Origin of the sequence: Dulcicalothrix desertica PCC 7102, from assembly GCF_003991905.1 — a bacterium.
Lineage (GTDB): Bacteria > Cyanobacteriota > Cyanobacteriia > Cyanobacteriales > Nostocaceae > Dulcicalothrix > Dulcicalothrix desertica.
Window position 1 is genome coordinate 337,476 of record NZ_RSCL01000001.1, and the last position, 20,627, is coordinate 358,102.

The 20,627-nt window shown below is 39.3% G+C and carries 20 protein-coding genes; 7 read left to right on the forward strand and 13 right to left on the reverse strand.

Annotation, left to right across the window (positions count from 1 at the left end):
• Positions 1-47: 47 nt before the first annotated feature.
• On the reverse strand, positions 48-1,361 hold the full coding sequence (locus DSM106972_RS01415) for a sensor histidine kinase (RefSeq protein ID WP_127078131.1): 1,314 nt from the start codon (positions 1,359-1,361) through the stop codon (positions 48-50).
• 166 nt (positions 1,362-1,527) lie between these two features.
• Positions 1,528-2,280: a winged helix-turn-helix domain-containing protein gene (locus DSM106972_RS01420; RefSeq protein ID WP_127079089.1), complete on the reverse strand. Its 753-nt coding sequence runs from the start codon at positions 2,278-2,280 to the stop codon at positions 1,528-1,530.
• Between the two features lie 451 nt (positions 2,281-2,731).
• On the opposite strand from DSM106972_RS01420, the gene DSM106972_RS01425 reads away from it, so the two are divergent.
• Both DSM106972_RS01425 and DSM106972_RS01430 read left to right on the forward strand, forming a co-directional pair.
• Positions 2,732-3,703 (forward strand): coiled-coil domain-containing protein, encoded by a 972-nt coding sequence (locus tag DSM106972_RS01425; protein ID WP_127078133.1) that lies wholly within the window; start codon positions 2,732-2,734, stop codon positions 3,701-3,703.
• A gap of 122 nt (positions 3,704-3,825) precedes the next feature.
• Positions 3,826-4,929 carry a hypothetical protein gene (locus tag DSM106972_RS01430; protein WP_127078135.1) on the forward strand — a complete coding sequence of 368 codons (1,104 nt, stop codon included), beginning with the start codon at positions 3,826-3,828 and terminating at the stop codon, positions 4,927-4,929.
• A gap of 43 nt (positions 4,930-4,972) precedes the next feature.
• On the opposite strand, the gene DSM106972_RS54720 is transcribed toward DSM106972_RS01430, so the two are convergent.
• From DSM106972_RS54720 to DSM106972_RS01445, 5 genes are all read right to left on the reverse strand, one after another.
• Positions 4,973-5,095 (reverse strand): hypothetical protein, encoded by a 123-nt coding sequence (locus tag DSM106972_RS54720; RefSeq protein WP_267901039.1) that lies wholly within the window; start codon positions 5,093-5,095, stop codon positions 4,973-4,975.
• An 89-nt stretch (positions 5,096-5,184) separates the two neighbouring features.
• Positions 5,185-5,307, reverse strand: coding sequence for a hypothetical protein (locus DSM106972_RS54725; protein ID WP_267901040.1), 123 nt, complete (start codon positions 5,305-5,307; stop codon positions 5,185-5,187).
• A gap of 401 nt (positions 5,308-5,708) precedes the next feature.
• Positions 5,709-6,482 (reverse strand): 1-(5-phosphoribosyl)-5-[(5-phosphoribosylamino)methylideneamino]imidazole-4-carboxamide isomerase, encoded by a 774-nt coding sequence (gene hisA, locus DSM106972_RS01435; protein ID WP_127078137.1) that lies wholly within the window; start codon positions 6,480-6,482, stop codon positions 5,709-5,711.
• Between the two features lie 84 nt (positions 6,483-6,566).
• Positions 6,567-7,079 (reverse strand): L,D-transpeptidase, encoded by a 513-nt coding sequence (locus tag DSM106972_RS01440; RefSeq protein WP_127078139.1) that lies wholly within the window; start codon positions 7,077-7,079, stop codon positions 6,567-6,569.
• Between the two features lie 111 nt (positions 7,080-7,190).
• Positions 7,191-7,826, reverse strand: a complete 636-nt coding sequence (locus DSM106972_RS01445; protein WP_127078141.1) for a bifunctional 4-hydroxy-2-oxoglutarate aldolase/2-dehydro-3-deoxy-phosphogluconate aldolase — start codon at positions 7,824-7,826, stop codon at positions 7,191-7,193.
• A 113-nt stretch (positions 7,827-7,939) separates the two neighbouring features.
• Between DSM106972_RS01445 and DSM106972_RS01450 the strand changes: the two genes are divergently transcribed.
• Together DSM106972_RS01450 and DSM106972_RS01455 are read left to right on the forward strand one after the other, a co-directional pair.
• On the forward strand, positions 7,940-9,022 hold the full coding sequence (locus DSM106972_RS01450) for a WD40 repeat domain-containing protein (protein ID WP_127078143.1): 1,083 nt from the start codon (positions 7,940-7,942) through the stop codon (positions 9,020-9,022).
• A gap of 161 nt (positions 9,023-9,183) precedes the next feature.
• Positions 9,184-10,014 (forward strand): DUF2382 domain-containing protein, encoded by an 831-nt coding sequence (locus DSM106972_RS01455; RefSeq protein WP_127078145.1) that lies wholly within the window; start codon positions 9,184-9,186, stop codon positions 10,012-10,014.
• Between the two features lie 71 nt (positions 10,015-10,085).
• On the opposite strand, the gene DSM106972_RS51095 is transcribed toward DSM106972_RS01455, so the two are convergent.
• The gene (locus DSM106972_RS51095) at positions 10,086-11,219 is read right to left on the reverse strand and encodes an Alr2735 family protein (RefSeq protein WP_158632745.1); all 1,134 of its coding nucleotides are present in this window, start codon (positions 11,217-11,219) and stop codon (positions 10,086-10,088) included.
• Positions 11,220-11,424: 205 nt separating this feature from the next.
• Here DSM106972_RS51095 and DSM106972_RS01465 point away from each other — a divergent pair, with 205 nt between their 5' ends.
• Positions 11,425-11,766 (forward strand): helix-turn-helix domain-containing protein, encoded by a 342-nt coding sequence (locus DSM106972_RS01465; protein ID WP_127078149.1) that lies wholly within the window; start codon positions 11,425-11,427, stop codon positions 11,764-11,766.
• A gap of 478 nt (positions 11,767-12,244) precedes the next feature.
• Entirely contained in the window at positions 12,245-12,676 is a 432-nt protein-coding gene (locus DSM106972_RS01470; protein WP_127078151.1) for a CAAD domain-containing protein, read from the forward strand.
• Positions 12,677-12,768: 92 nt separating this feature from the next.
• Here the strand turns inward: DSM106972_RS01470 and DSM106972_RS01475 are convergent, their stop codons facing one another.
• The 5 genes from DSM106972_RS01475 to DSM106972_RS01495 form a co-directional block, all read right to left on the reverse strand.
• Positions 12,769-13,815 (reverse strand): S-layer homology domain-containing protein, encoded by a 1,047-nt coding sequence (locus DSM106972_RS01475; protein WP_127078153.1) that lies wholly within the window; start codon positions 13,813-13,815, stop codon positions 12,769-12,771.
• Positions 13,816-14,010: 195 nt separating this feature from the next.
• The gene (locus DSM106972_RS01480) at positions 14,011-15,306 is read right to left on the reverse strand and encodes a homoserine dehydrogenase (protein WP_127078155.1); all 1,296 of its coding nucleotides are present in this window, start codon (positions 15,304-15,306) and stop codon (positions 14,011-14,013) included.
• Positions 15,307-15,542: 236 nt separating this feature from the next.
• Positions 15,543-16,799, reverse strand: a complete 1,257-nt coding sequence (cpcD/petH, locus tag DSM106972_RS01485; RefSeq protein ID WP_127078157.1) for a bifunctional rod-capping linker CpcD/ferredoxin--NADP reductase PetH — start codon at positions 16,797-16,799, stop codon at positions 15,543-15,545.
• Positions 16,800-17,065: 266 nt separating this feature from the next.
• Complete coding sequence (locus DSM106972_RS01490; protein ID WP_233787340.1) at positions 17,066-18,244, reverse strand: RNA-guided endonuclease InsQ/TnpB family protein; 1,179 nt, start codon at positions 18,242-18,244, stop codon at positions 17,066-17,068.
• Positions 18,129-18,728 (reverse strand): IS607 family transposase, encoded by a 600-nt coding sequence (locus DSM106972_RS01495; protein ID WP_127078159.1) that lies wholly within the window; start codon positions 18,726-18,728, stop codon positions 18,129-18,131. The genes DSM106972_RS01490 and DSM106972_RS01495 overlap by 116 nt, the downstream gene beginning before the upstream one ends.
• Before the next feature lie 632 nt (positions 18,729-19,360).
• On the opposite strand from DSM106972_RS01495, the gene DSM106972_RS01500 reads away from it, so the two are divergent.
• Positions 19,361-20,365 (forward strand): phosphoribulokinase, encoded by a 1,005-nt coding sequence (locus DSM106972_RS01500; protein ID WP_127078161.1) that lies wholly within the window; start codon positions 19,361-19,363, stop codon positions 20,363-20,365.
• Positions 20,366-20,627: the final 262 nt, after the last annotated feature.

Below are 20,627 nucleotides of genomic sequence, written 5' to 3' on the forward strand. Positions count from 1 at the left end.
TCGGTAATTCTCAAATAGAGAAGATAATTCTAACAATAATATCAACTTTAAAATTTTGCCATTATCCCTGGTAAGACTATTTGCATCCAGGCGCCTCCAGTTTCCGGATGATTCATAGCTTTAATTGAGCCATTATGTGCTATTACAATTTGCCTAACTATAGCTAACCCAAGACCAGTACCAATTGTCGTAATGCTTTCTTCTGATGCCGTGGCGCGAGTTCTGGCAGTATCACCTCGGTAAAATCGCTCGAATACGTGGGGTAAGTCCTCTTCTGAAAACCCAAATCCAGAATCAACTATATTAATCTCCACACTTGGCAAATAATTACTGGTGTTACCTTCAACTTGCTCTTTGCGAGGGTCAATTTTCACATCAACATGAATTTTAGCACCAGGCGGATTATATTTAATGCAGTTATCAAGTAAATTAATAAATACTTGAAACATTCTCGAAGAGTCAGCACTAACCCATACATGGTCAGGCCCAGAATACATAAAATGCATTTCTCGCTGTTGCGCGCTGAGTTCAAGTGTTTCCCAAACAGAAATTATCAACGAGCGTAGGTCTACGGTTTGTCGAGCTAACTGCATCGTCGGATTGGTTTCGAGTTGGGTTAAATCTAACCAGCTTTGCACCAAATTAATTAAGCGGTCAACTTCGAGCATCAAACGGTCAACCCAGCGCTTCAACGGTGAATCTAAACGGTCTTGTAAAGTTTCTACTACAAGCCGAATCGATGTTAAAGGTGTCCTTAGCTCATGTGCTAAGTCAGAAAATGCCCGGTCTCTAACCTGATTAACTTCGAGTAATGGCTGACGGTTTTCTAGAAACACACCAACTTGACCTTTCGGTAAAGGCAATCCAGTCGCACGAAGAACTAATGACTTTACATCTAACATTGCCGCCGCATTGTCACAAGAGGGGTGATACTCCCACTCTTTAATTTGTAACTGTTGACGTTCGCGTGTTCGTTCAACTAATCTATCCAGTTCATACGAACGCACCAGTTCTACCAGTAATCTAACTTGTCCTGGTTGCCAACGCTGTAAATACAATATTTCGCGTGCTTGTTCATTACACCACAACAATTGATTTTGGTCATCTAGCTGTAAATAACCAATTGGTGCGAACTCTAACAAATCTTGATAAGTTTGTAATTGCTGCTGTAGCTGTAACCCTTGGTATTTTACCAATGCAAGTTCATGACGCAACCGGGGAATTAATGGTAGCGCCACTTTCGATGATTGAGCGGTTAGGGGTCGCAGTACTTGGGATATATAGCGGTTTAGTTGAAACTGCTGCCACACCCAAATACTCAAACCAACCACCAAACCCAAACAAAAACTCAATAACACCATTACCTATCACTTGCTCATTTATCTATAATAGAGTGCTGAGTAGAAAGTGCTGAGTGCTGAGTATAAGTTAAAAGTTAAGATTTTAAAGTTAGGAGTTAGGAGTTAGGAGTTAGTAATTAATAGTTAGCACTCAGCACTCAGCACTCAGCACTCAGCACTCAATTAATTATCCAAATCTATATCCAAAACCACGTACAGTTACAATGTACTCTGGGTGACTAGGGTCTTTTTCGAGCTTTTCGCGCAACCAGCGTATATGTACGTCAACTGTTTTGCTATCACCTACAAAGTCTGGCCCCCATACTTGGTCTAATAACTGTTCACGTGACCAAACTCGTCGTGCATAGCTCATAAATACTTCTAACAAGCGAAATTCTTTTGGTGATAAGTTCACTTGCTGTCCCCGTACCAAAACCCGACATTCTTGGGGGTACAATGTTACTTCTTTATATTGTAAAACAGGAGATTGCGGTAATGCACTCAACCGCTGGCGCCGTAATAATGCCCGACAACGTGCCACTAACTCTCGAACACTAAACGGTTTAGTCAAGTAATCATCGGCGCCAACCTCTAAACCTAACACACGGTCGGTCTCGCTACCCTTCGCACTCAACATTAAAATTGGTACAGGATTACCTTGTTGACGTAAAAATCGACAAATATCTAAACCATTAATTTGCGGCAGCATTAAATCCAAAATCACCAAATCAAAGTTATTCTCACTTAAATTCGATTCGTTAGCCTTCAAATAATCAACTGCCGAACGTCCATCCGAAGCCGTTACTACCACATACCCTTCACCCTCTAAAGCCATCAGTAGCATTTCGCGTATCAATTCTTCGTCTTCTACTACCAAAATGCGGCTTGTTTGTACGAACTCCGTATTCGAGGGATACTTACTTAGTTCATTAGTATACATTGATGATATCATTTTATGAGGTTTTCGCTTGCAGAAATCTTGATTATTGCTTATGCGTACTAAATGGTTCGGAGTAATTACTAAAACTTTTAAAAAGTAATTTACACAAAGACACCCACCCAATTATAGACCAAACTCAGTGGAAATCATGAGAAGTTCGTTCTCGTTCGTGGTCAAAGTACCAATAATAAGCGGTGCCGTAACCTTATCTCTATTTTTCATCACTCCCTTGACAAGCCATATTTTCCTTTGTATACTTAATTTAGTACAATAGAACTAAATTAAGTCGTAAGGAACTATGTTTCAAAAGGCTTAATGAAGTCGTTTTCAGCATTTTCACCCTACCAAAAATAAGCATTTCAAGGCTAGCCTAATGTCTGCATGGGTAATGCCTTGGTATTGGCTTATGAATGCGAGAATTTCAGATTTCGTATATTAGGAGTTTGTTTGTATGGACGTTGCGAATAAAGACGTGAAACGGCAGTTAATGCAAGCTTTTGAGCAAATTATTGCAGAGCGTAAACAGCTTGAGTCGAAGATAGCTACAAAGCTCGAAGTCGCGGAGAAAGCTAAAAATAAACAAATTCTCGAAGCCGCTTCTACATATACTGTTGATAGTATAGTTAAAAGCTTGGCAGATTTACAGCTAGAGTTTGGTGGCATTGTCAATAGCTTATCTGAGAAGTTAGCCAAAGAGAACTCGAAGCTCGATGAACTCAACCGAGGTATAGAGATTGAAACTACTCTGTTGCAAGAAATTCAACAAGTAAGAGTCGTTGCAGATGCGGTTGATATTTTGACCCAGGAGCATCAAGAGAAATTGAAAACTCTTGAACAAGATACCCAAAATAAGCGCGAAGCATTATCCAAGGAAGCAGCACAAGCTCGTAAAGATTGGCTCAAGGAACAAGCCGAGTTTGATGAAGCGGTACAAGTGTATAATCAACTGCTTTTCAAACAGCGTCAGCAGGAAACTGAAGACTATCAGTATAAACTCGAAAATACTCGTAAAATTAATACCGACGCATACGAAGCTAAAAAGCGTAACTTAGAACGCGAACTACAATTTGGCGCCATAACAAGAGAAAAAGATTGGGCAGAACGTGAGATAACCCTGAAAGCAAATCAAACATTGTTGGGTGAATATCAAAATATTGTTACTGCATTCCCAGCAGAATTAGAAGAAGCAGTTAAGAAAGCACGCGAAGAAGCAATAAAAGACACAAGCCAAAAAGCCAAAGTTGAAGCTGACTTACTTGAGAAAGAGTGGGAGGGAGCTCTTCAGAGCTACGAACTCAAGGTAAAGTCTCTCGAAGAAACAATCCAAAAACAAGTCGAACAAATCGAAAGTATCTCTACCCAACTCCAAACAACGCTCAAACAAGCACAAGATTTAGCAATGCGTGCTTTTAGTAGTAATTAGCACTTTAGTGCTAGAAAGTACTGGGAAAGTACTAAAGTACTTTATTACAACAAAAAAGGAACAACAAAAAGGAACAACAAAAAGGAACAACAAAAAAGGAACAACAAAAAAGGAGAGTAACAGTGCCAGCGAAAAAACCAACAGATAAAAACACTAAAGCTGAAATCCTCCAAGCATACGAAGAGTTAGCAAAAGAGAAGTCAGCATTGAAAACAGAGCTTGATGCAACCAAAAATAGTTCAAATAATAGTACAGAAAAGGCGCCTAAAACCACAGTCAAAGAAAAACCAGTAGTAGCAGAGAAAACAACTATGAATTCCGGAGCAAGCATTCAGCAAAAAATGAACTCGACGATTGAAAACTTGATTAAAATTCAAATGGGGTTTGGGAGTGCTGCGAATGAATTATCTGAACTATTAACAGCAAGAGCATTAAAGCTTGCAGAAGTCAAGCAATCTTTTGAACAAGAAGTACAGCAACTTAAAGAACTACATAAGCTAGAAGTAAAAGAGAATACCCTAGATACTCTTGTCGAAACTTATGAAAATAACTCTAAAACTTACCAAGAAGAGTATTTAAAGCAGTCAGAAACGCTATTGCAGCAAATTCAGGAAATGCGAAGTTCTTGGCAAAAGGAACAAGAAGCGCATAAGTTAGCAATCAAAGAACGTAATGATAATCTTTCTAGAACTCGTCAGCGTGAAGAATCTGGGTATAAATATGACTTAGAACTGCAACGCAAACTCGCAATAGACGAGTACGAACAGCAACAAAAAGCTTTATATACTCAGTTAGAAGAATTACAGCAAGAAACGAATAAACAATGGGAAACTCGCGAAAAAGGTATTTCTGAGCGTGAACAAAAATTTGAAGAATTAAAAGCGAAAGTCGAAGCTTTGCCAAAAGAAAAAGAAGCAGCAATTAAGAAAGCAACTGAAGAAGGTAAAGGAATTGCATATTACCAAGCCAAAATTAAATCTGACTTGTTAGCAAAAGACGTAGACGGACAAAAGCGCTTCTACGAACAAAGACTTCAATCTTTAGAGCAAACTATTTCTAACCAAGACGCACGCATTCAAAATCTTTCCAGACAGCTTGAATCTGCATTAAAGCAAGTTCAAGATTTGGCAGTCAAGGCAATAGAAGGTTCTTCGAGTGTAAACTCTTATCAAGCAATGAAAGAAATTGCTTTAGAACAAGCCAAAAGTCAAATGAAAGCTAAATAGTAAATTGGGTTCCGATATGACGGAACCCAAATTCTAGAAACTCTTAATGCTTATTCTTTTTGCTATTATTATTTTGTTTGGATGAATCATTTCCTGGTGTAAAACCTGCTTCGCGAATTATTGGTTGACCTACTGGTGGTGGATTTTGTCTTTTAGGTTTTGCCATGATAATCTCCTTGGTAATTTGTGTTTACAGTTGATAATGTTTATTTGTCGTATTTAGTGAGAAAATTAAAAAATTAGGGAATAAAGAATTTATGGAGTTGATTTTTTGGTTTTGTCTTTGTCACCATTGGGTTTATTCGTATCTACAGTAAACCCGTTATCTGTTTTAAATGGTCTATCTTTTGTGGGTGGAGTTGGTCTTCTTCGTGACATTTTAGTTTACCTTTGTTGTGGTTGGTTACAGGTATTACTACATATCTTGTTTTCTTGAATCCGGAAATGAAAGATATTTTTCTGACATTAGTTACTATGTATTAATGCTGAAATATTAAAGTTATTGCAAACAAAAATAGAGACGCACTGCGTCTCTATAAAGAGGAAACCCATTAAATTTTTGTTTATTTATAAAGATATTGAAAAAGATATTGAAAAAAATATTGAAATTACAAATTGAAAGATAGCTGAGAAGCTCTGGAGTAAAATAAGGAACACACAGGCTTTGTAACTATCCATAACTTGAGATACACTTTGGTAAATTCTGAATCCGGAAATATTGGAAAATATTAAAGTAAAAGATTTTAGAACAGGCAGGATGCCTGTTCCACGTGTCTTTATTATGCGAAGGTAGAAAAGTCTAGGTTTGGAGGAATATCTTGAATGCGTCCGGGGCCTACTGCTTTTATGGCTTCACGCAAGTTAACATCACCTGTGTAAATAGCGCGTCCAACAATTGCACCTGTTACACCTTGGGGTTCGAGAGCAAGTAAGCTAAGTAAATCGGTGATAGAACTAACTCCACCAGAAGCGATGATTGGAATTGAGATTTTACTAGCAAGTTCGCGAAGTGCGTCAAGGTTGGGGCCTTGCATAGTACCATCACGATGGATATCGGTGTATATAATAGCCTCGGCGCCTAATTCTTGCATTTGTATTGCGAGTTGGGTTGCTTGTATTTCTGAAGTTTCCAGCCAACCACGTGTAGCGACAAGACCATTGCGAGCATCAATACCAACAATTATTTGACCGGGATACTCTTGTGCTAGCGTTTGAACTAATTCAGGTTTTTCAACTGCGACAGTACCTAATATACAGTAGCGTACACCTACATCAAAAAGCTGTTTAACACTTTCTCTGTCGCGTAACCCTCCACCAACTTCTACAGGTATTGAGACTGCTTGGGTAATTGCTTGTATTGCTTCGAGGTTTACTAGTTTACCCTGTTTGGCGCCGTCTAGGTCTACTAAATGTAATCGAGTGGCGCCTGCTGCAACCCATTCTTGAGCAACTTCAACAGGGTTAGAATTAAAAACTTGCGACTGCGCGTAGTCTCCTTGATAAAGTCGTACACAACGTCCTTCGAGTAAATCAATTGCTGGAATAACTTCCATAGCGTTCCTATATAAAGAAAAGGGGATTGAGAATTCTCTTTTGTATTCTCTCCCCTTTACATATATTTTTTACAGTGATGGAACTTAACGATGTACAACTACAGGTGTACCAATCGATGCCCAACTATATAATGCTCTGGCAAGTCTTGGTCGTAAATTTACACAACCGCGACTAACTGGAGTGCCAAAGCTATTATGCCAATAGGCGCCGTGAATACCATAGCTTCCGTCGTAGTACATGACGCTAGGAACATTCTTCCTGTCATAGTCTTCACCACGCATTCTCGCTTTGCGGTGTTTACTTTGGATATTAAAAACACCTGTTAATGTTGGGTCTTTTCTTCTTCCAGTAGAAACCCGCATCGAATAAATAGGACTTCTACCTCGCCAAGCCACTAATTTTTGTTCAGATAAATCTACCTGAATCCAACGACGCTCTGACTGTTTGAGTCTTTGAATCGATTGACGAATTCTAGAACCCTTTGATTGCGCTAAAGCTTCTGTAGAACTTGCACCCAGAGAACCGAGAGTTATTGCTGCACCAACAAATATTGCTGTTAGGGGACGCACCCAATTGTTAGGAATCCAATTTTTCATGATTTGCATTCAGTTAATGATTTTTCAGCAAATATCGGCATATTGCCGTGGTGTGTGAGGTAGCTCTAATTACATAGTATTATTCGTTCGTTTCATTTTTAACACATCAAATTACCCAACATCTAGGGTTTGGAGAAGTTTTTTCGCATTTTGAGTGATGAGTTCCCAATTTTGCGCTTCTATCAATGCTTTTGGAAATAGTTCTCCACTTAACCCTACTGCAACGGCGCCTGCTTTAAAGAACTGTAATGCATTGTCTATAGTGACACCTCCCGTAGGAATGAGGGGGATATGTCCGAGAGGCCCTTGTAAACTTTTTATATAATCGGCGCCACCGAGTGATTGAACAGGAAATACTTTAACCGTTGCAGCGCCGACTTTCCAAGCTGTAACAATTTCTGTAGGAGTTAAGGCACCGGGAATAACTGGTATATTTTGAGCCATACCAGCACGAATTAGTTCAGGGTCAACGTGTGGTGTAAAAATGTATTGCGCTCCACAATCAATCGCCAATTCCAAATCTTGTAAATTAAGTACTGTTCCTGTACCAATAATACAGTCTGGCAATTCACAACGCAGCTTGGTAATTAAATCTGCACTTGAATCACTATTCCAAGTAATTTCAATTAAACGCATTCCTGATGCTGCAACCGCAAGCGCCATTTGCCGTCCCATCTCAAGTTTAGGCGCCCTAATTACAGCAAATGCACGATTTTTACGTAATATCGATAACCAATTATCAACCATCAATTCTTGACTATTAAATAAACTTATTAATTCAATTTACATTAATTTTATTTTTCTCTCTACAAATGTATTCTAATTAAATACACGTAAAAACAGTTTATATTTGTGCTTGCATGATAGCAAAAAAAATACTTGACAAAACAGCCATTGGTATGGTTTCACTTCTGGCGATAACTTGTAGCTTGGCGCCAACGATATCAAAAGCCCAAAAAATTACACCCCCAACAACATCAAAAATCGCTCTAAGCAATTCATACAGCTTACGAGTACATATATGGGATGTCTCAGATTTAGCGTTCACAAAAGATGGAAAAACTTTAGTCAGTGGTAGCTTAGACGAAACGATTCAAGTATGGGATTTATCGAAGCGTAAGCTAATACGGTCGTTACCCGGTAATAAAGATGGTGTAAATGCCGTAGCTTTAACGCCTGACGGACTAACTTTAGCAAATGCGGGTGGTTCAGCGAAACCCAATACTGATACTTCTATTCGCATCACGAACTTAAAAACAGGTAAACTGATTCGCACTTTAACAGGTCATACACAAGGTATCACTTCTTTAAGTATAAGCCCTGATGGGCAAACTCTCGTTAGTGGAAGTTATGACAAAACCATCAAACTGTGGAATTTAAACACAGGCCAACTAATTAATACGTTAAAGGGACATGGCGCCTGGGTGCGAGCAATTGCAATTAGTCCAGACGGTAACACCCTAGTAAGTGGAGGTGGTTCGCTTTCAGAGAATACCGATACATCTATTAAACTATGGGATTTACGCACCGGAAAACTAATTCGCAGTATTACAGCAAATACTAATGCCGTTAGTTTTGTAAATTTTACACCTGATGGACAAACTATAGTTAGTGGTGATGAAACCGCCATCAAAACATGGAACGTCTCAAACGGTGAGTTAATAAATACTATAAAAGCACCATCAGCCGAAGGAATCAAAGCAATTGCCATTAGTCCCGATGGTACAACCGTAGCTACAACTTCTTTAGATGCATCAGTACGATTATGGAATCTAGCTTCAGGAAAACTTGTAAAAACTGTTGTCCCTGCTGCCAATAATCAAAACTTAGACCGTATATACCCCAGCAGCGTTCGCTTTAGCCCAGACGGTAAAACCATCGCCATTGGACATGGTGGAGGCGCCTATAACTCCCAATTCCAAATAAACCTACAACCAATATAGCTATTCCTCTTTTCTTCTCCTATCTTGTCTTGTGGAGCGGGCATCCCTGCCCGCCCATCCCAAAAGATACTACCTTCAATTCAGTCGCGAGCAAGATGCAATGGCATAAATAAAAATTTAAGCTCATAACAACAAACATTAAAAATATTGTAGTTAAAAATATGCCTCTCCATAAACTTGAAAGCTTCGACCCAACTTATAAAGAAACATTTGGTGGTGATGACGTTAAAGGCTTAGAACTATATACCGAAGGCGGTACTCACATTGGTTCAGTTGATGATGCATTAGTTGATGACGAAGGAAAGTTTCGCTATTTAGTTATCAATACAATGCATGGCTCAACAAATAAAACTATTTTATTACCAATTGGACTATCTCGAATTGCCTATAACGAATCGCGCGTCTATGTCGATGGGCTGAGTAAAGAACAAGTCGAACATCTACCAGAATATAAAGACAGCATGGTAGTTGATTACGACTATGAAGAAGGAGTACGACAAGCGTATCGTCCAACCACGCAGAATACAACATACAACCGTGACACTTACAATTATCAACAAGACTCTAACTTGTACGATTTGGACGCACGCGACAATCAGACATTCAAATTATACGAAGAACGATTAATTGCCAATAAAAATCGTGTCAAAGCTGGAGAAGTCACTCTTGGCAAACATATCGAAACAGAAACCGCAACAGTTACAGTCCCGCTAGAAAAAGAGCGAGTAGTAATTGAAAGAGTTTCAACACCATCTAGCGAAGCAGTTGTAGATTCTACAATAATAAACTTCCAAGAAGGAGAAATCGCGCGGATTGAAGTTTACGAAGAAACACCAGAAATTCGTAAAGAAGCATATGTACGCGAAGAAGTGCGAATCAAAAAAATAGTTGAGCAAGAAAACTTTGAAGCCAAAGAAACAATTCGTCGCGAAGAATTAGACATCGATACTCAAGGCGATTTAAATATCAACGACAAAAAGACCAATATGTAGTAATTTTTCAGAGGCGCCTCAAATGGACGCGCATAACGGGGGCATTTTTATAAACTGCCCCTATTGTATTTTCACAACCGCGCCAAAAAGTCATTTAGTTTATCTTTGTAAATTATCTCTCCGAATATATATTCTGAATACTGAACTTTGTATACATCCTCACGTATCTCGCAAAAATCAATTATTTTTCCATTTCTTTTCGCTTGCGATAACTTTCTCACCTCAATTGGTGTAATTGAAACTACCCGGTGCCTTTCTACAGGTGTTAATGTTTCCCAAGCCTGTAGCTTAAACTCTTCATAATCTTTTAACGCTACGCTAACTTCTTGCCAAGAGGGCGCCGTTTGTAATACTTCAATCAATTTTTCAACACCTTGTTTATCTGAATCATTAGAAACTGCTGGTGCCAAAGCTTCTTCCACAACATTTTCTATATCATAATCTTTTTCATCGACTTCAAAAGTCCAGGCACCTTCAACTTCATATTCTTCCTCGCTCCAATCAATAGGCGCCGCATCTTGTTGTACGTCACTAGCCCAAATAAGGCGCCCGTCAATATAAGCTTGTCGAAGTTCGACACTATCACCAACTACATACTGAAAGGTTCTACTTTCAGACTTTGCCATCTGTTCTATCATCACACCAGTTTTTTCGTCATAAATCATTATTTGGCATACACGTCCGCCATCAGCAGCATAATGCCAGACACTAGGTTGAGGTTGAGGTTGAGGTTGAGGTTGAGATTGAGATTGAGATTGAGATTGAGATTGAAGTTTGCGAGTTTGTGACTGGCGTGTTGATGCAATTAAATCACGCACACCATCTTGGGTAATCGCAGTAAGTGTATGAAATTGATCTATTACACATTGGTATCTTTTTAGGTTTCCAGCTAGCAGAAAAATAGTTCTTGGTTCGATTTGCGCGAGTTCATGCGGCTCATACGCAGCAAACGCACAGGCAATTTTTAAATAAATTTTTTCCTCTCCTAACCAACCTAATACGCTTAAAATTTTCTTAAATTCTTTTCTGGTAAGAATTGCTTTCTGGTTTGCTAGCCAAAATGCGTAGTAAATTATACGTGCTGTTGCTCCAAAAATGGTGCCAATATTATTCGCCGCTTCAATCGCACTGTTTACGTGTGCGTGCCAAAAAGCTAAATCATCGAGTTCAATACCGGTGTTTAAACTGTTCATTTGTGTAATCATAGTAGTCTCATTTTTTTGTGGGCGGCCGCAAAATTCTTTTTGGAATCGCGCGGTCGTTTTTATTTGCCCAATTATTATTATACAATTAAAGTATTTATTTATCAACTAATTAGTTACATTTATTTATATGATATATTTATAAATAAGCGTACAGTTTTGATATTTTTTAATAGAACGTAAGTACTAAATAGATGTGGAGTTTGTTATGAGCAGTGGTTCGATTCGTTGGAAACTAAATGAAATCATGGCGCGGCACCGAATTAAAGGTAAGGACCTTGCCGAATATTTGGGAATTACTCCAAATTCTGTATCGTTGTTGAAAAAAGCAACGCTGCTACCAGAAATTAGTGGTGAGCGCTGGGTGCAACTTTGTGCAGGCATTAATGAGTTATCGCAAATTAATGAGCGAATAACTCCGTTTGATATGGTTGAGTATGTAGAAAACCAAAGTTCAAATACGGGAGCGAACATTAGTTCTAAAAACTCAAGCACTGAAGCGAAGGCGCCTGATAAATCTTCCCAAAAGAGAAAAACTAATGCAGCGTAATTAGAAATACTCTTCTGGGGTGGGCATCCAAACAAACACCTCCCCTAAACAGGCAAGGATGCCTGTTCCACAAGAAAATTGTAGTGCTGGCTACAAAAAGCCTATATTTAACAAATGGTAATTATAGAAACGAATACTTGTTTACTTAAGTAAATATACTGCGACAAGGATTTAAATTATTAAAAGTATCTTAATATAGCTTAATGTCTAACAAAAGCGGCATGATGACTTGTATAAAAGAAAAGTGAACAAGTTTTCTCGCCTTGTTTTGTGATATTGCTACTGACACAGCTTAAAATCGATACGAACAAGGAACTTTGAGATTACAAATAACGAACTTGCAGTTGCGTATTGTATCTCCAAAGAGTAAGACTGACTTCTACCTTACTGCATATCTTCTGTTTTATTGGGTGATTATGTAGTAGTTTAGAGGCAATTATTGTGATTAGAACGTGTCATCATTAATGGGAGCTACACAATGCAAGAACCGGAAATCATGGAAACTCAATCTCCAGAAACTAAGATGCAAGAATTAAATAACCAAACGGGAACGATTACCAAAATCCAGCCCTCACCGTCACAGGACGAATGGCTTAAGTATGGAGAGCAGGTTTCTAGCTTTCTAGCAACCCTTCCTGAATATGCTGGAACAATTTTTAACAAATATAAACAGCCTTTAACCGTCTTAGGCTTGATTGTTGCTGCCATTGTGACTTTAAAGGTAGTGCTTGCTGTATTAGATGCATTAAATGATATTCCTTTAGTGGCGCCCACTTTTGAGCTAATTGGAATTGGCTACTCAGCTTGGTTTGTCTACCGTTATTTACTCAAAGCTTCGAGTCGTCAAGAGTTAACTTCTGAAATCACAACCATTAAAAAGCAAGTTGTTGGTAAAGAAGTTGTCAACTAGGTAGTCATGGTAAGGTGGGCAGTGAACCAGTTGGCGCGTCTCGGTTTCCGTGCGCGTCAAACTGGTGAACCCGGAGGGTGCCCACCCTACATTTATTTGACTTGAACGATATTTTCTGACTTAATTGCTGGTAATCTACCTTCTCGTACTAATGCTTGATGAATCATTGCTGCGACTTCTGCGCGCGTTGCTTCTCGGTTTGGTGCAAAAGCATTTCGGTCGGGGTAGTTTACTACCAGTCCTTCTGTGGTTGCTGTTGCGACTCTATCAATGGCGTATTTAGGAATGTCCTTGGCATCAGAGTAGATACTGACTACTTTATCTGGCGCCGCAGATGTTTTAAGGTTTAAACCGCTAACGAGTGCAACCAATACCTGAACGCGAGGAATTTTTTGTTCAGGTTTAAAGGTTTTATCAGGATATCCTTTCAAAAAACCTGTGGCGATGGCATCATTTATTGCACCAGTTGCCCAGTAATTTCCCGGAACGTCGGTAAACGCGAGCTTTGTTTGTCCAATGTCTTTATTAAAAGCGCGTTCTACAATAGCAGCAAATTCAGCGCGTGTAATTGGTTGGTCTGGACGGAATGAATAGTCTTTAAATCCCTCAATAATTTTACGTGACGACAATACATCAATAAAGCGTCTAGCCCAAAAGTTATCGGGTACATCTGTAAATGCTCTTGGTGGTGGAGTTACAGGTAAACTCGTTACTGGAGTTGTAATTTGAGGCACCGGGTTAATGTTGGGTACTGGTACTACTACACCAGGTATTATAGGAGGCGCGACTCCAACGTTGGGTTCAAGATTTTGCTCGTTATTTACTGGAGGCCAAATATTTGAATCGGAATTTGAATCTGGGTTGGTGCCAACTGGTGGAATGACAGGTAGTGTTACTTTGCCGTCTGAATTTTGTAATCCAGGTATTACATTATTAGAGGCGCCTGGTGAAACTTGTACACCTGGAGTTGGTTGGGTTGGAAGTAATGACCCCAAATTCCAACCTGTGTCTCGACGCGAAAATGCCCAGAATAAAATGGCGCCTATAGTTGTAAATGCAACTATTATTCCAATAAACTCATCAAAGTCAAGGGGACTTCGTTGAGGCGACCTAGGACCACTAGGAGGTAAATTTGTCATATTACCAAAAAAGGTGCTTAGTGTTGGGTACTGTGTATAAATATCTGTATGTAACTAGGAAATAGTTACACGAACATAGCCACTAAGTAAAGAATTGCTGCTACAGAGCGATTATTAATTACAGCGTACTAGGTTGCTGGGCAAATGTAACAATCGGGGAATTATTTTTAATGTAAGAAAGCACTTCAGTGCTTATTACAATACGCGCAGGCTGCTGGGGATGCTATCTATTGCCTCGAATGTACGTATTTCTTCTAGCGCTTGTTTGAAGTCTCCTTCTTTGACGTCGTGGGTTACGACTACTATTTCGGCTAGTTTATCTTGAAATCCTGTTTGTACTATAGATTCTAAGCTAACTCCGTGTTTTCCGAAGCTGGTTCCGAGTTTGCCTATTACTCCTGGTTGGTCTAAAGTTAAGAATCTTGTATAAAATCTTGCTGTTAGTTCGCTTTGAGGAGCTATTTGACAATAATCTTGATGCGAACAACCTAAAAGTGGGTCTAATGGCGCCGAAATTTGTCCTGTTTGTAACCGCGCGACTAAATTTAGAATATCTGATGATACTGCGCTAGCTGTGGCGCCTGCACCTGCACCGGGACCGAAAAACATTACTTGTCCTAAAGGTTCTCCTTCTACAAGTATTGCGTTATATACACCGTTGATATTAGCAAGCGGGTGAGTTTTGGGGACGAGTGTGGGGTGAACACGAACGGATAGTGTACAGTCTGTAGGAGACACTTTTTTGGCGATAGCGAGTAATTTAATTACAAACCCTAAATTGTTTGCGTAAGTAATATCTGTTTTACTAATTTGTCGAATACCTTCACAGCTTACTTCTTCGCGGTTGATGCGTCCACCGAAAGCTAATGATGCCAATATAGAAATTTTATCAGCAGCATCCCATCCATCAACGTCGGCAGTAGGGTCTGCTTCGGCATAACCTAATTTTTGAGCATCTGCTAAAACTGCGTCAAAGCTGCTGCCTTCGGTTTGCATCCGCGTCAATATATAGTTAGTGGTACCGTTGACAATACCTGTAACTGTATGAATTCGGTTAACACTCAAAGATTGTTTCAACGGTTGTATAACTGGAATACCACCACCAACCGCAGCTTCGAGCATGACGTATACACCTTGACGGTTTGCCAAAGTAAAAATTTCGGCACCGAATCTTGATATTACAGCTTTGTTTGCTGTGACTACGTGCTTACCGTTTTGAATTGCTTTTAATATTAACTCGCGCGCAGGCTCTAATCCACCAATTAATTCAACGACAATATCTACTTCTGGGTCATTGACAATTGATTCCAAATCTGTAGTTATTACTGATTTAGCTAACGTGACATCACGAGGTTTATCGAGGGACTTTACACCAACTCGATGAATTTCAACTAACTGTAACAGCGAATGGCGCCCGACATTATCTTGAAGTAGTTGTACAGTTCCAGTTCCAACTGTACCTAATCCTAATATTCCTAATTTTATACCCACAAATAAAACACCCCAAAATAAAGTGATGAGTAATGAGTGCTGAGTGCTGAGTTTTTGATAAAGTCAACAATCAGAAGTCAGAAAAAAGAACTCGATAATTTTTATCAACAATAAAAAATATTATAGGGTGGCATACGACCACGATACCAGTAGAGACGCGATTAATCGCGTCTCTACACAATTAATCACGTCTCTACAAGCGCACTCAGCACTCAAAACTCAGCACTTTTTACTAATTAATAGGTTTCAACGTGCCAACGACCAGCTTTTTTGAGGTCTTTTTGGTAATCACTCCAGGTGATACCTTCTTTAGCAGCAGCAGCAGTTAAAGCTGCGTCGATACCGTCTTCCATACCGCGTAAACCGCAAATGTAGGTGTGGGTTTTTGGTTCTTTAATTAGTTTCCACAACTCGTCTGCATGTTCTGCTACACGGTCTTGGATGTACATTCTACCGCCACTTGGGTTCTTTTGCTCACGGCTAATAGCGTTCGTGAGACGGAAGTTATTTGGATAACGCTGTTGCATTTCTTCCAATTCTTCTTTGTAAAGAAGGTTTGGAGTTGTAGGAACACCAAAAATTAACCAAGCAAAACCGTTGAACTGATATTCAGGGTTAGCTGCTCTTTCTGCGTCTTTAAACATCCGCCACAAGTACGCACGCATTGGCGCAATACCTGTACCAGTTGCCATCATAATAACTTTAGCGTCGGTGTCTTCGGGTAAGAGCATTTCCTTACCGACTGGCCCTGTGATTTTAACTTCGTCACCAGGTTTGAGGTTACATAAGAAAGTTGAACATACACCTAACACTTTCTCTTTTGTTTCTGGATGTTCGTACTCTAACTGGCGAACACAAAGCGAAACAGTTTTATCATTTACATCATCACCATGACGAGTCGAGGCAATGGAGTAAAGTCTTAATTTTTCGGGCTTACCGTTTTTATCTAGTCCTGGTGGAATTATACCGATACTTTGACCTTCGATATAACGTAGGTCGCCTCCTGTGAGGTCGAACTTGAGATGTTGTACTAAACCAATACCACCTTCTTTAACCAACGCTTCGTTCGATATACATTTACCAATAAAAGGAGCATTCGGACGGTAAATGTTTACGGGAACGTCAGCGTGTTTGGCTTTCGCTTGAGTCATGCTGTTGCCTTCTTTACTCTTCTTGGGCTGTTGGTCAGATGTGGCTTTTCCGTTCCCTTCAATAGTAGCAACCGCAGTTTGATTTGAACCGTTACCAAATGGTAGTTCTAATATACCAGCTGGTTGGATACTAACTATTTTGCCGCCTAGACGAGTTATCCGCCGCATTTCTTGGTTCATGCGACTGTAAGGCACTTTGATAAATTCGCTGCCGCTTTTACGAATTGGGTAGCTTGTTTGGTCGGTGTCGTCACTTTGGCGCAGACCCACTACTTCATATATAAATAAACGACTACCATCAGATGTAATGGCAGCACCCTCAACGGCACCTGTATTGTTCATTTCGTTTTACCACTCCGATTTTTACTTAACATACGTTTCAAACCCTCTCTACGGTCAATGTGGCTAACTAACCAGCACTACCGTTGTAAAATCGGCATCTCCGTAACAATGCCTTGCGTCGGAACACTCGCCATAGACATGCAGGTACTGAAAAAACACACCTGTGTACCTTCTAAAGTAAAGGATAAGTCTATTGGAGAATGTTAATAATGAGTCAATTTAATCTTTTCTTCCGATACTTTTTCGTTAACAATTCCCAACACATGTTAACAAATACATAATCTAAGATTCTCTCTTAGAAAAGGCGTATCAACCAATGCACGAAGGAATATCCCTCGCGCACCATTTAAATCTCTGTCCATTTGTTGACCTGTGGACTCGGATTTAATAATTTTAGACCCACCTAAATTTTTAACTATTTCTCCAGACCAGCTTACTGTTTTTGAGGTGTACGCTTCCGAGACATCTATAACTATCTTATTATGTTCTAAAGCTTTATGTTTAATAAATTCTTTGAACTTATAGTGAGATAACGTTAACATCTGACGTACTGACTTTGACCTGATTCTACGCTTTCCTTTTTTTGCCATCTGAGAGGTTTCAAAGGTCGGTAGTAAAATCACATCAAAATTCTTTATCAAAAATAAAGCCGTTTTTTTATGCAGTTCCGAAACCAGATTTTTTATTTTAGCCCTGATTCGGTTAGCTGCTTTTTTGAATCGTCTTTTTACTTGTCCAGTCGATTTGGAAATTACACTACACAATTCATCTAACTTAAAACAAAGTTTTTGAATCTTGATGTTGGCATCCTTACCTAACCAACCAAATGACGACTCAGAGAAAAATGTTAAAAATGTTCTGATTCCAGGGTCTAAAGCGACAACACGTCCTTGATTCTCGGTTTCTAGTTGTAGACTTTCTCCAGGTACTGCTAAATAGTAATCACCATACGCACATACTAAACGGCAATCTCCGAAGTTTTGAGGTAATGGTTCAGTGTACTTAACTGAACCTAATATTGTGTGATATATTCCTTTTTCTGATACGGCAGATTTCGGAATATAACACGATTGTTTAGGGTCTTTTCTCGACTTAAAATTAAAGTCAGAAAACACACCTGTGTTTTGAAATTTGAGCTTGGCATTGCTTACTGCTTTACAAGCATCTTTAATTGCTATTGATTTAATTTGATATGGAGTGTCTTTACACCAATCCGGTAAATTAGCCAGGATACTACCTTTTACTTTTTTCCAATTGGCTTTTATAACTCCATCCCGTAACAATTCAATCGTTTGATTGTAAACAAATCTAGCAACACCAAACCAATTTCTAATTATCGCTTTCTGTTCCGGGTTGAACCTTAGATAAATCTTCCTTGATTTTTTTGGAGTATTCTCTAAGTCCGTGCATTCTACATGAAAAGACGTGAAGGATTGAGAGTAAATCGCAGTATAGCTCTGACTCTGGGGAATATACAGTTTTATCGAGAACCACGACTTCTCCACCGTTTTGCTCGACCATGTATTGTATAAGTTCAAATCCAAACCGTGCGAGTCTGTCACGACAGGCAACAATAAGTGTGAACTTATCTCCCCGCAAAAGTCTGTCCAGTAAGGTTTGCAGTCCTTTACGCTTAAAATTAATTCCTGAACCAATGTCTCGGATAAATTCTGCGTCTGGGTAGAGGGACTGCATGTAGATGACTTGTCTATTAAGGTCTGAACGCTGTTTTGGGGAACTGACTCGACAGTAGCAAATAGTGGTAGTTCGAGCTGGTGAACCTCCTCTGATGTATGACTCGACATCATAGAGTCTTTGCCCCGCTTCGTTTTTGATGCTCCTGATTTTCCCTTCATCCGCGTACTTCCTTAACGTGTTTGCACTTAGACCCAGAAACTCGATTGCTTTCCTGAGTGGTACAAATCCCATTTGTTTATTTATCAGCGATTACGAGCAAATGGTAGCAAACAGCCAACTAGTTGTCAACCTTACCTTCCCACATGCGGAGCGCAATAACTTACAATATTAAGTTTTACTTGATGTGAAAAATCTGTCAACCGTTATCAGTTGACTGTTTTAGCGGTTCGTTTTTCAATACACTATACACAATTGTTCAAATTCAGAGCAAAAATCTTAAAAAATTATAATTATACCTTATTCGGGGCTTTTATCGTGAGTATGCCTCAAATTAAATTAATTATTTTACCATTTAACAAACACTAATAGCTTCATAGCTTCTGCTCATATTGCAATAACCCGTAAGTAAGATGTGGACTTAAGATAATTCTTACAAAAATTAAGCCTTGTATAGATTCACCTCCTTCTGTTAAAATCCCTAATAGCACTAGGATTAAATACTTACCAGCAACAAATCTCACAATTAGCAACTCCAGGTAAAACAAATATTTGTTATTACCTGCGGTTTGTGATATGGCTTTGCGCTGGGTGGCAGAAACGCTTTTAAGGATGCCAGTGGGGTAACTCCAAACCTCACTCCGAAAGGTCTTTTGTGTGAAAAATCATCATTGTAATTCATTGTTTTAGTATAAGTAAGGAGATTTATGACAAGTAAGCCGGAACGTGTGGTGCTGATTGGAGTTGCTGGAGACTCTGGGTGTGGTAAGTCTACGTTTTTGCGTCGCCTGACAGATTTGTTCGGTGAAGAATTAATGACTGTTATTTGTTTGGATGACTATCATTGTCTCGACCGTAAACAACGCAAAGAAACAGGAATAACTGCACTTGACCCACGAGCAAATAATTTTGACCTGATGTATGAGCAAATCAAAACGCTCAAAGATGGTCAGGAAATTATGAAGCCTATCTACAACCACGAAACCGGCATGATTGACCCGCCGGAAAAAATCGAGCCAAATCACATTATTGTGGTTGAAGGTTTACATCCTTTATATGACGAGCGGGTACGCGGACTAATTGACTTCAGCGTTTATTTTGATATAAGCGATGAAGTTAAAATTGCTTGGAAAGTTCAGCGCGATATGGCTGAACGTGGTCATAGCTACGAAGATGTTTTACAAGCCATCAACTCGCGTAGACCAGATTTCCAAAAATATATTGAACCTCAACGCGAATTCGCGGATGTTGTTCTTCAAGTATTGCCCACCAACTTAATTAAAAACGACGAAGAGCGTAAAGTTCTGCGTGTGCGAATGCTACAACGCGAAGGCAAGGAAGGATTTGAGCCAGTGTATCTATTCGATGAAGGCTCAACTATTAACTGGACTCCTTGTGGACGCAAGTTGTCATGTTCTTACCCAGGTATGCAACTGTACTACGGTTCAGATGTATACTACGGTCGTTATGTCTCTGTTTTAGAGGTTGATGGTCAGTTCGATAATCTCGACGAAGTGATTTACATTGAAACTCACCTCAGTAAGACTTCAACCAAGTATGAGGGTGAAATGACCCACTTATTGGTTCAGCACCGTGAATATCCTGGCTCCAACAATGGTACTGGCTTGTTCCAAGTTCTGACTGGCTTGAAAATGCGTGCCGCTTACGAACGCTTAACTGCAAAAGAAGCAAAATTAGCCGTTAATGTGTAACTAAATACATAAAAAATCAATACAAAATCAAGGGCGCCTTCCTGGGTGCCTTTTTTTATGTAACATCACTATCTAATTAAATGTGTATCTACCAAAAGTCATATATTGATTAAATTTATTCCGTGAAAACACTTGATTTTGATGAAGATAACAAAACTCGCTCGTTGTCAAAGTAGAAATGTTGTTATGATTGCTGATTAAAGCGGCTAAATCAAGTTTGTGTATACAGACTGAATATGGCAGCTTAGTATAAACCTATTTT

Bases quoted from the DNA above. Each gene is read 5' to 3' on its own strand.
- DSM106972_RS01415 (WP_127078131.1), bottom strand. From the start codon at position 1,361: ATGGTGTTATTGAGTTTTTGTTTGGGTTTGGTGGTTGGTTTGAGTATT.
- DSM106972_RS01420 (WP_127079089.1), bottom strand. From the start codon at position 2,280: ATGTATACTAATGAACTAAGTAAGTATCCCTCGAATACGGAGTTCGTA.
- DSM106972_RS01425 (WP_127078133.1), top strand. From the start codon at position 2,732: ATGGACGTTGCGAATAAAGACGTGAAACGGCAGTTAATGCAAGCTTTT.
- DSM106972_RS54720 (WP_267901039.1), bottom strand. From the start codon at position 5,095: ATGGCAAAACCTAAAAGACAAAATCCACCACCAGTAGGTCAACCAATA.
- DSM106972_RS54725 (WP_267901040.1), bottom strand. From the start codon at position 5,307: ATGTCACGAAGAAGACCAACTCCACCCACAAAAGATAGACCATTTAAA.
- hisA (WP_127078137.1), bottom strand. From the start codon at position 6,482: ATGGAAGTTATTCCAGCAATTGATTTACTCGAAGGACGTTGTGTACGA.
- DSM106972_RS01440 (WP_127078139.1), bottom strand. From the start codon at position 7,079: ATGAAAAATTGGATTCCTAACAATTGGGTGCGTCCCCTAACAGCAATA.
- DSM106972_RS01445 (WP_127078141.1), bottom strand. From the start codon at position 7,826: ATGGTTGATAATTGGTTATCGATATTACGTAAAAATCGTGCATTTGCT.
- DSM106972_RS01450 (WP_127078143.1), top strand. From the start codon at position 7,940: ATGATAGCAAAAAAAATACTTGACAAAACAGCCATTGGTATGGTTTCA.
- DSM106972_RS01455 (WP_127078145.1), top strand. From the start codon at position 9,184: ATGCCTCTCCATAAACTTGAAAGCTTCGACCCAACTTATAAAGAAACA.
- DSM106972_RS51095 (WP_158632745.1), bottom strand. From the start codon at position 11,219: ATGATTACACAAATGAACAGTTTAAACACCGGTATTGAACTCGATGAT.
- DSM106972_RS01465 (WP_127078149.1), top strand. From the start codon at position 11,425: ATGAGCAGTGGTTCGATTCGTTGGAAACTAAATGAAATCATGGCGCGG.
- DSM106972_RS01470 (WP_127078151.1), top strand. From the start codon at position 12,245: ATGCAAGAACCGGAAATCATGGAAACTCAATCTCCAGAAACTAAGATG.
- DSM106972_RS01475 (WP_127078153.1), bottom strand. From the start codon at position 13,815: ATGACAAATTTACCTCCTAGTGGTCCTAGGTCGCCTCAACGAAGTCCC.
- cpcD/petH (WP_127078157.1), bottom strand. From the start codon at position 16,799: ATGAACAATACAGGTGCCGTTGAGGGTGCTGCCATTACATCTGATGGT.
- DSM106972_RS01495 (WP_127078159.1), bottom strand. From the start codon at position 18,728: ATGGGATTTGTACCACTCAGGAAAGCAATCGAGTTTCTGGGTCTAAGT.
- DSM106972_RS01500 (WP_127078161.1), top strand. From the start codon at position 19,361: ATGACAAGTAAGCCGGAACGTGTGGTGCTGATTGGAGTTGCTGGAGAC.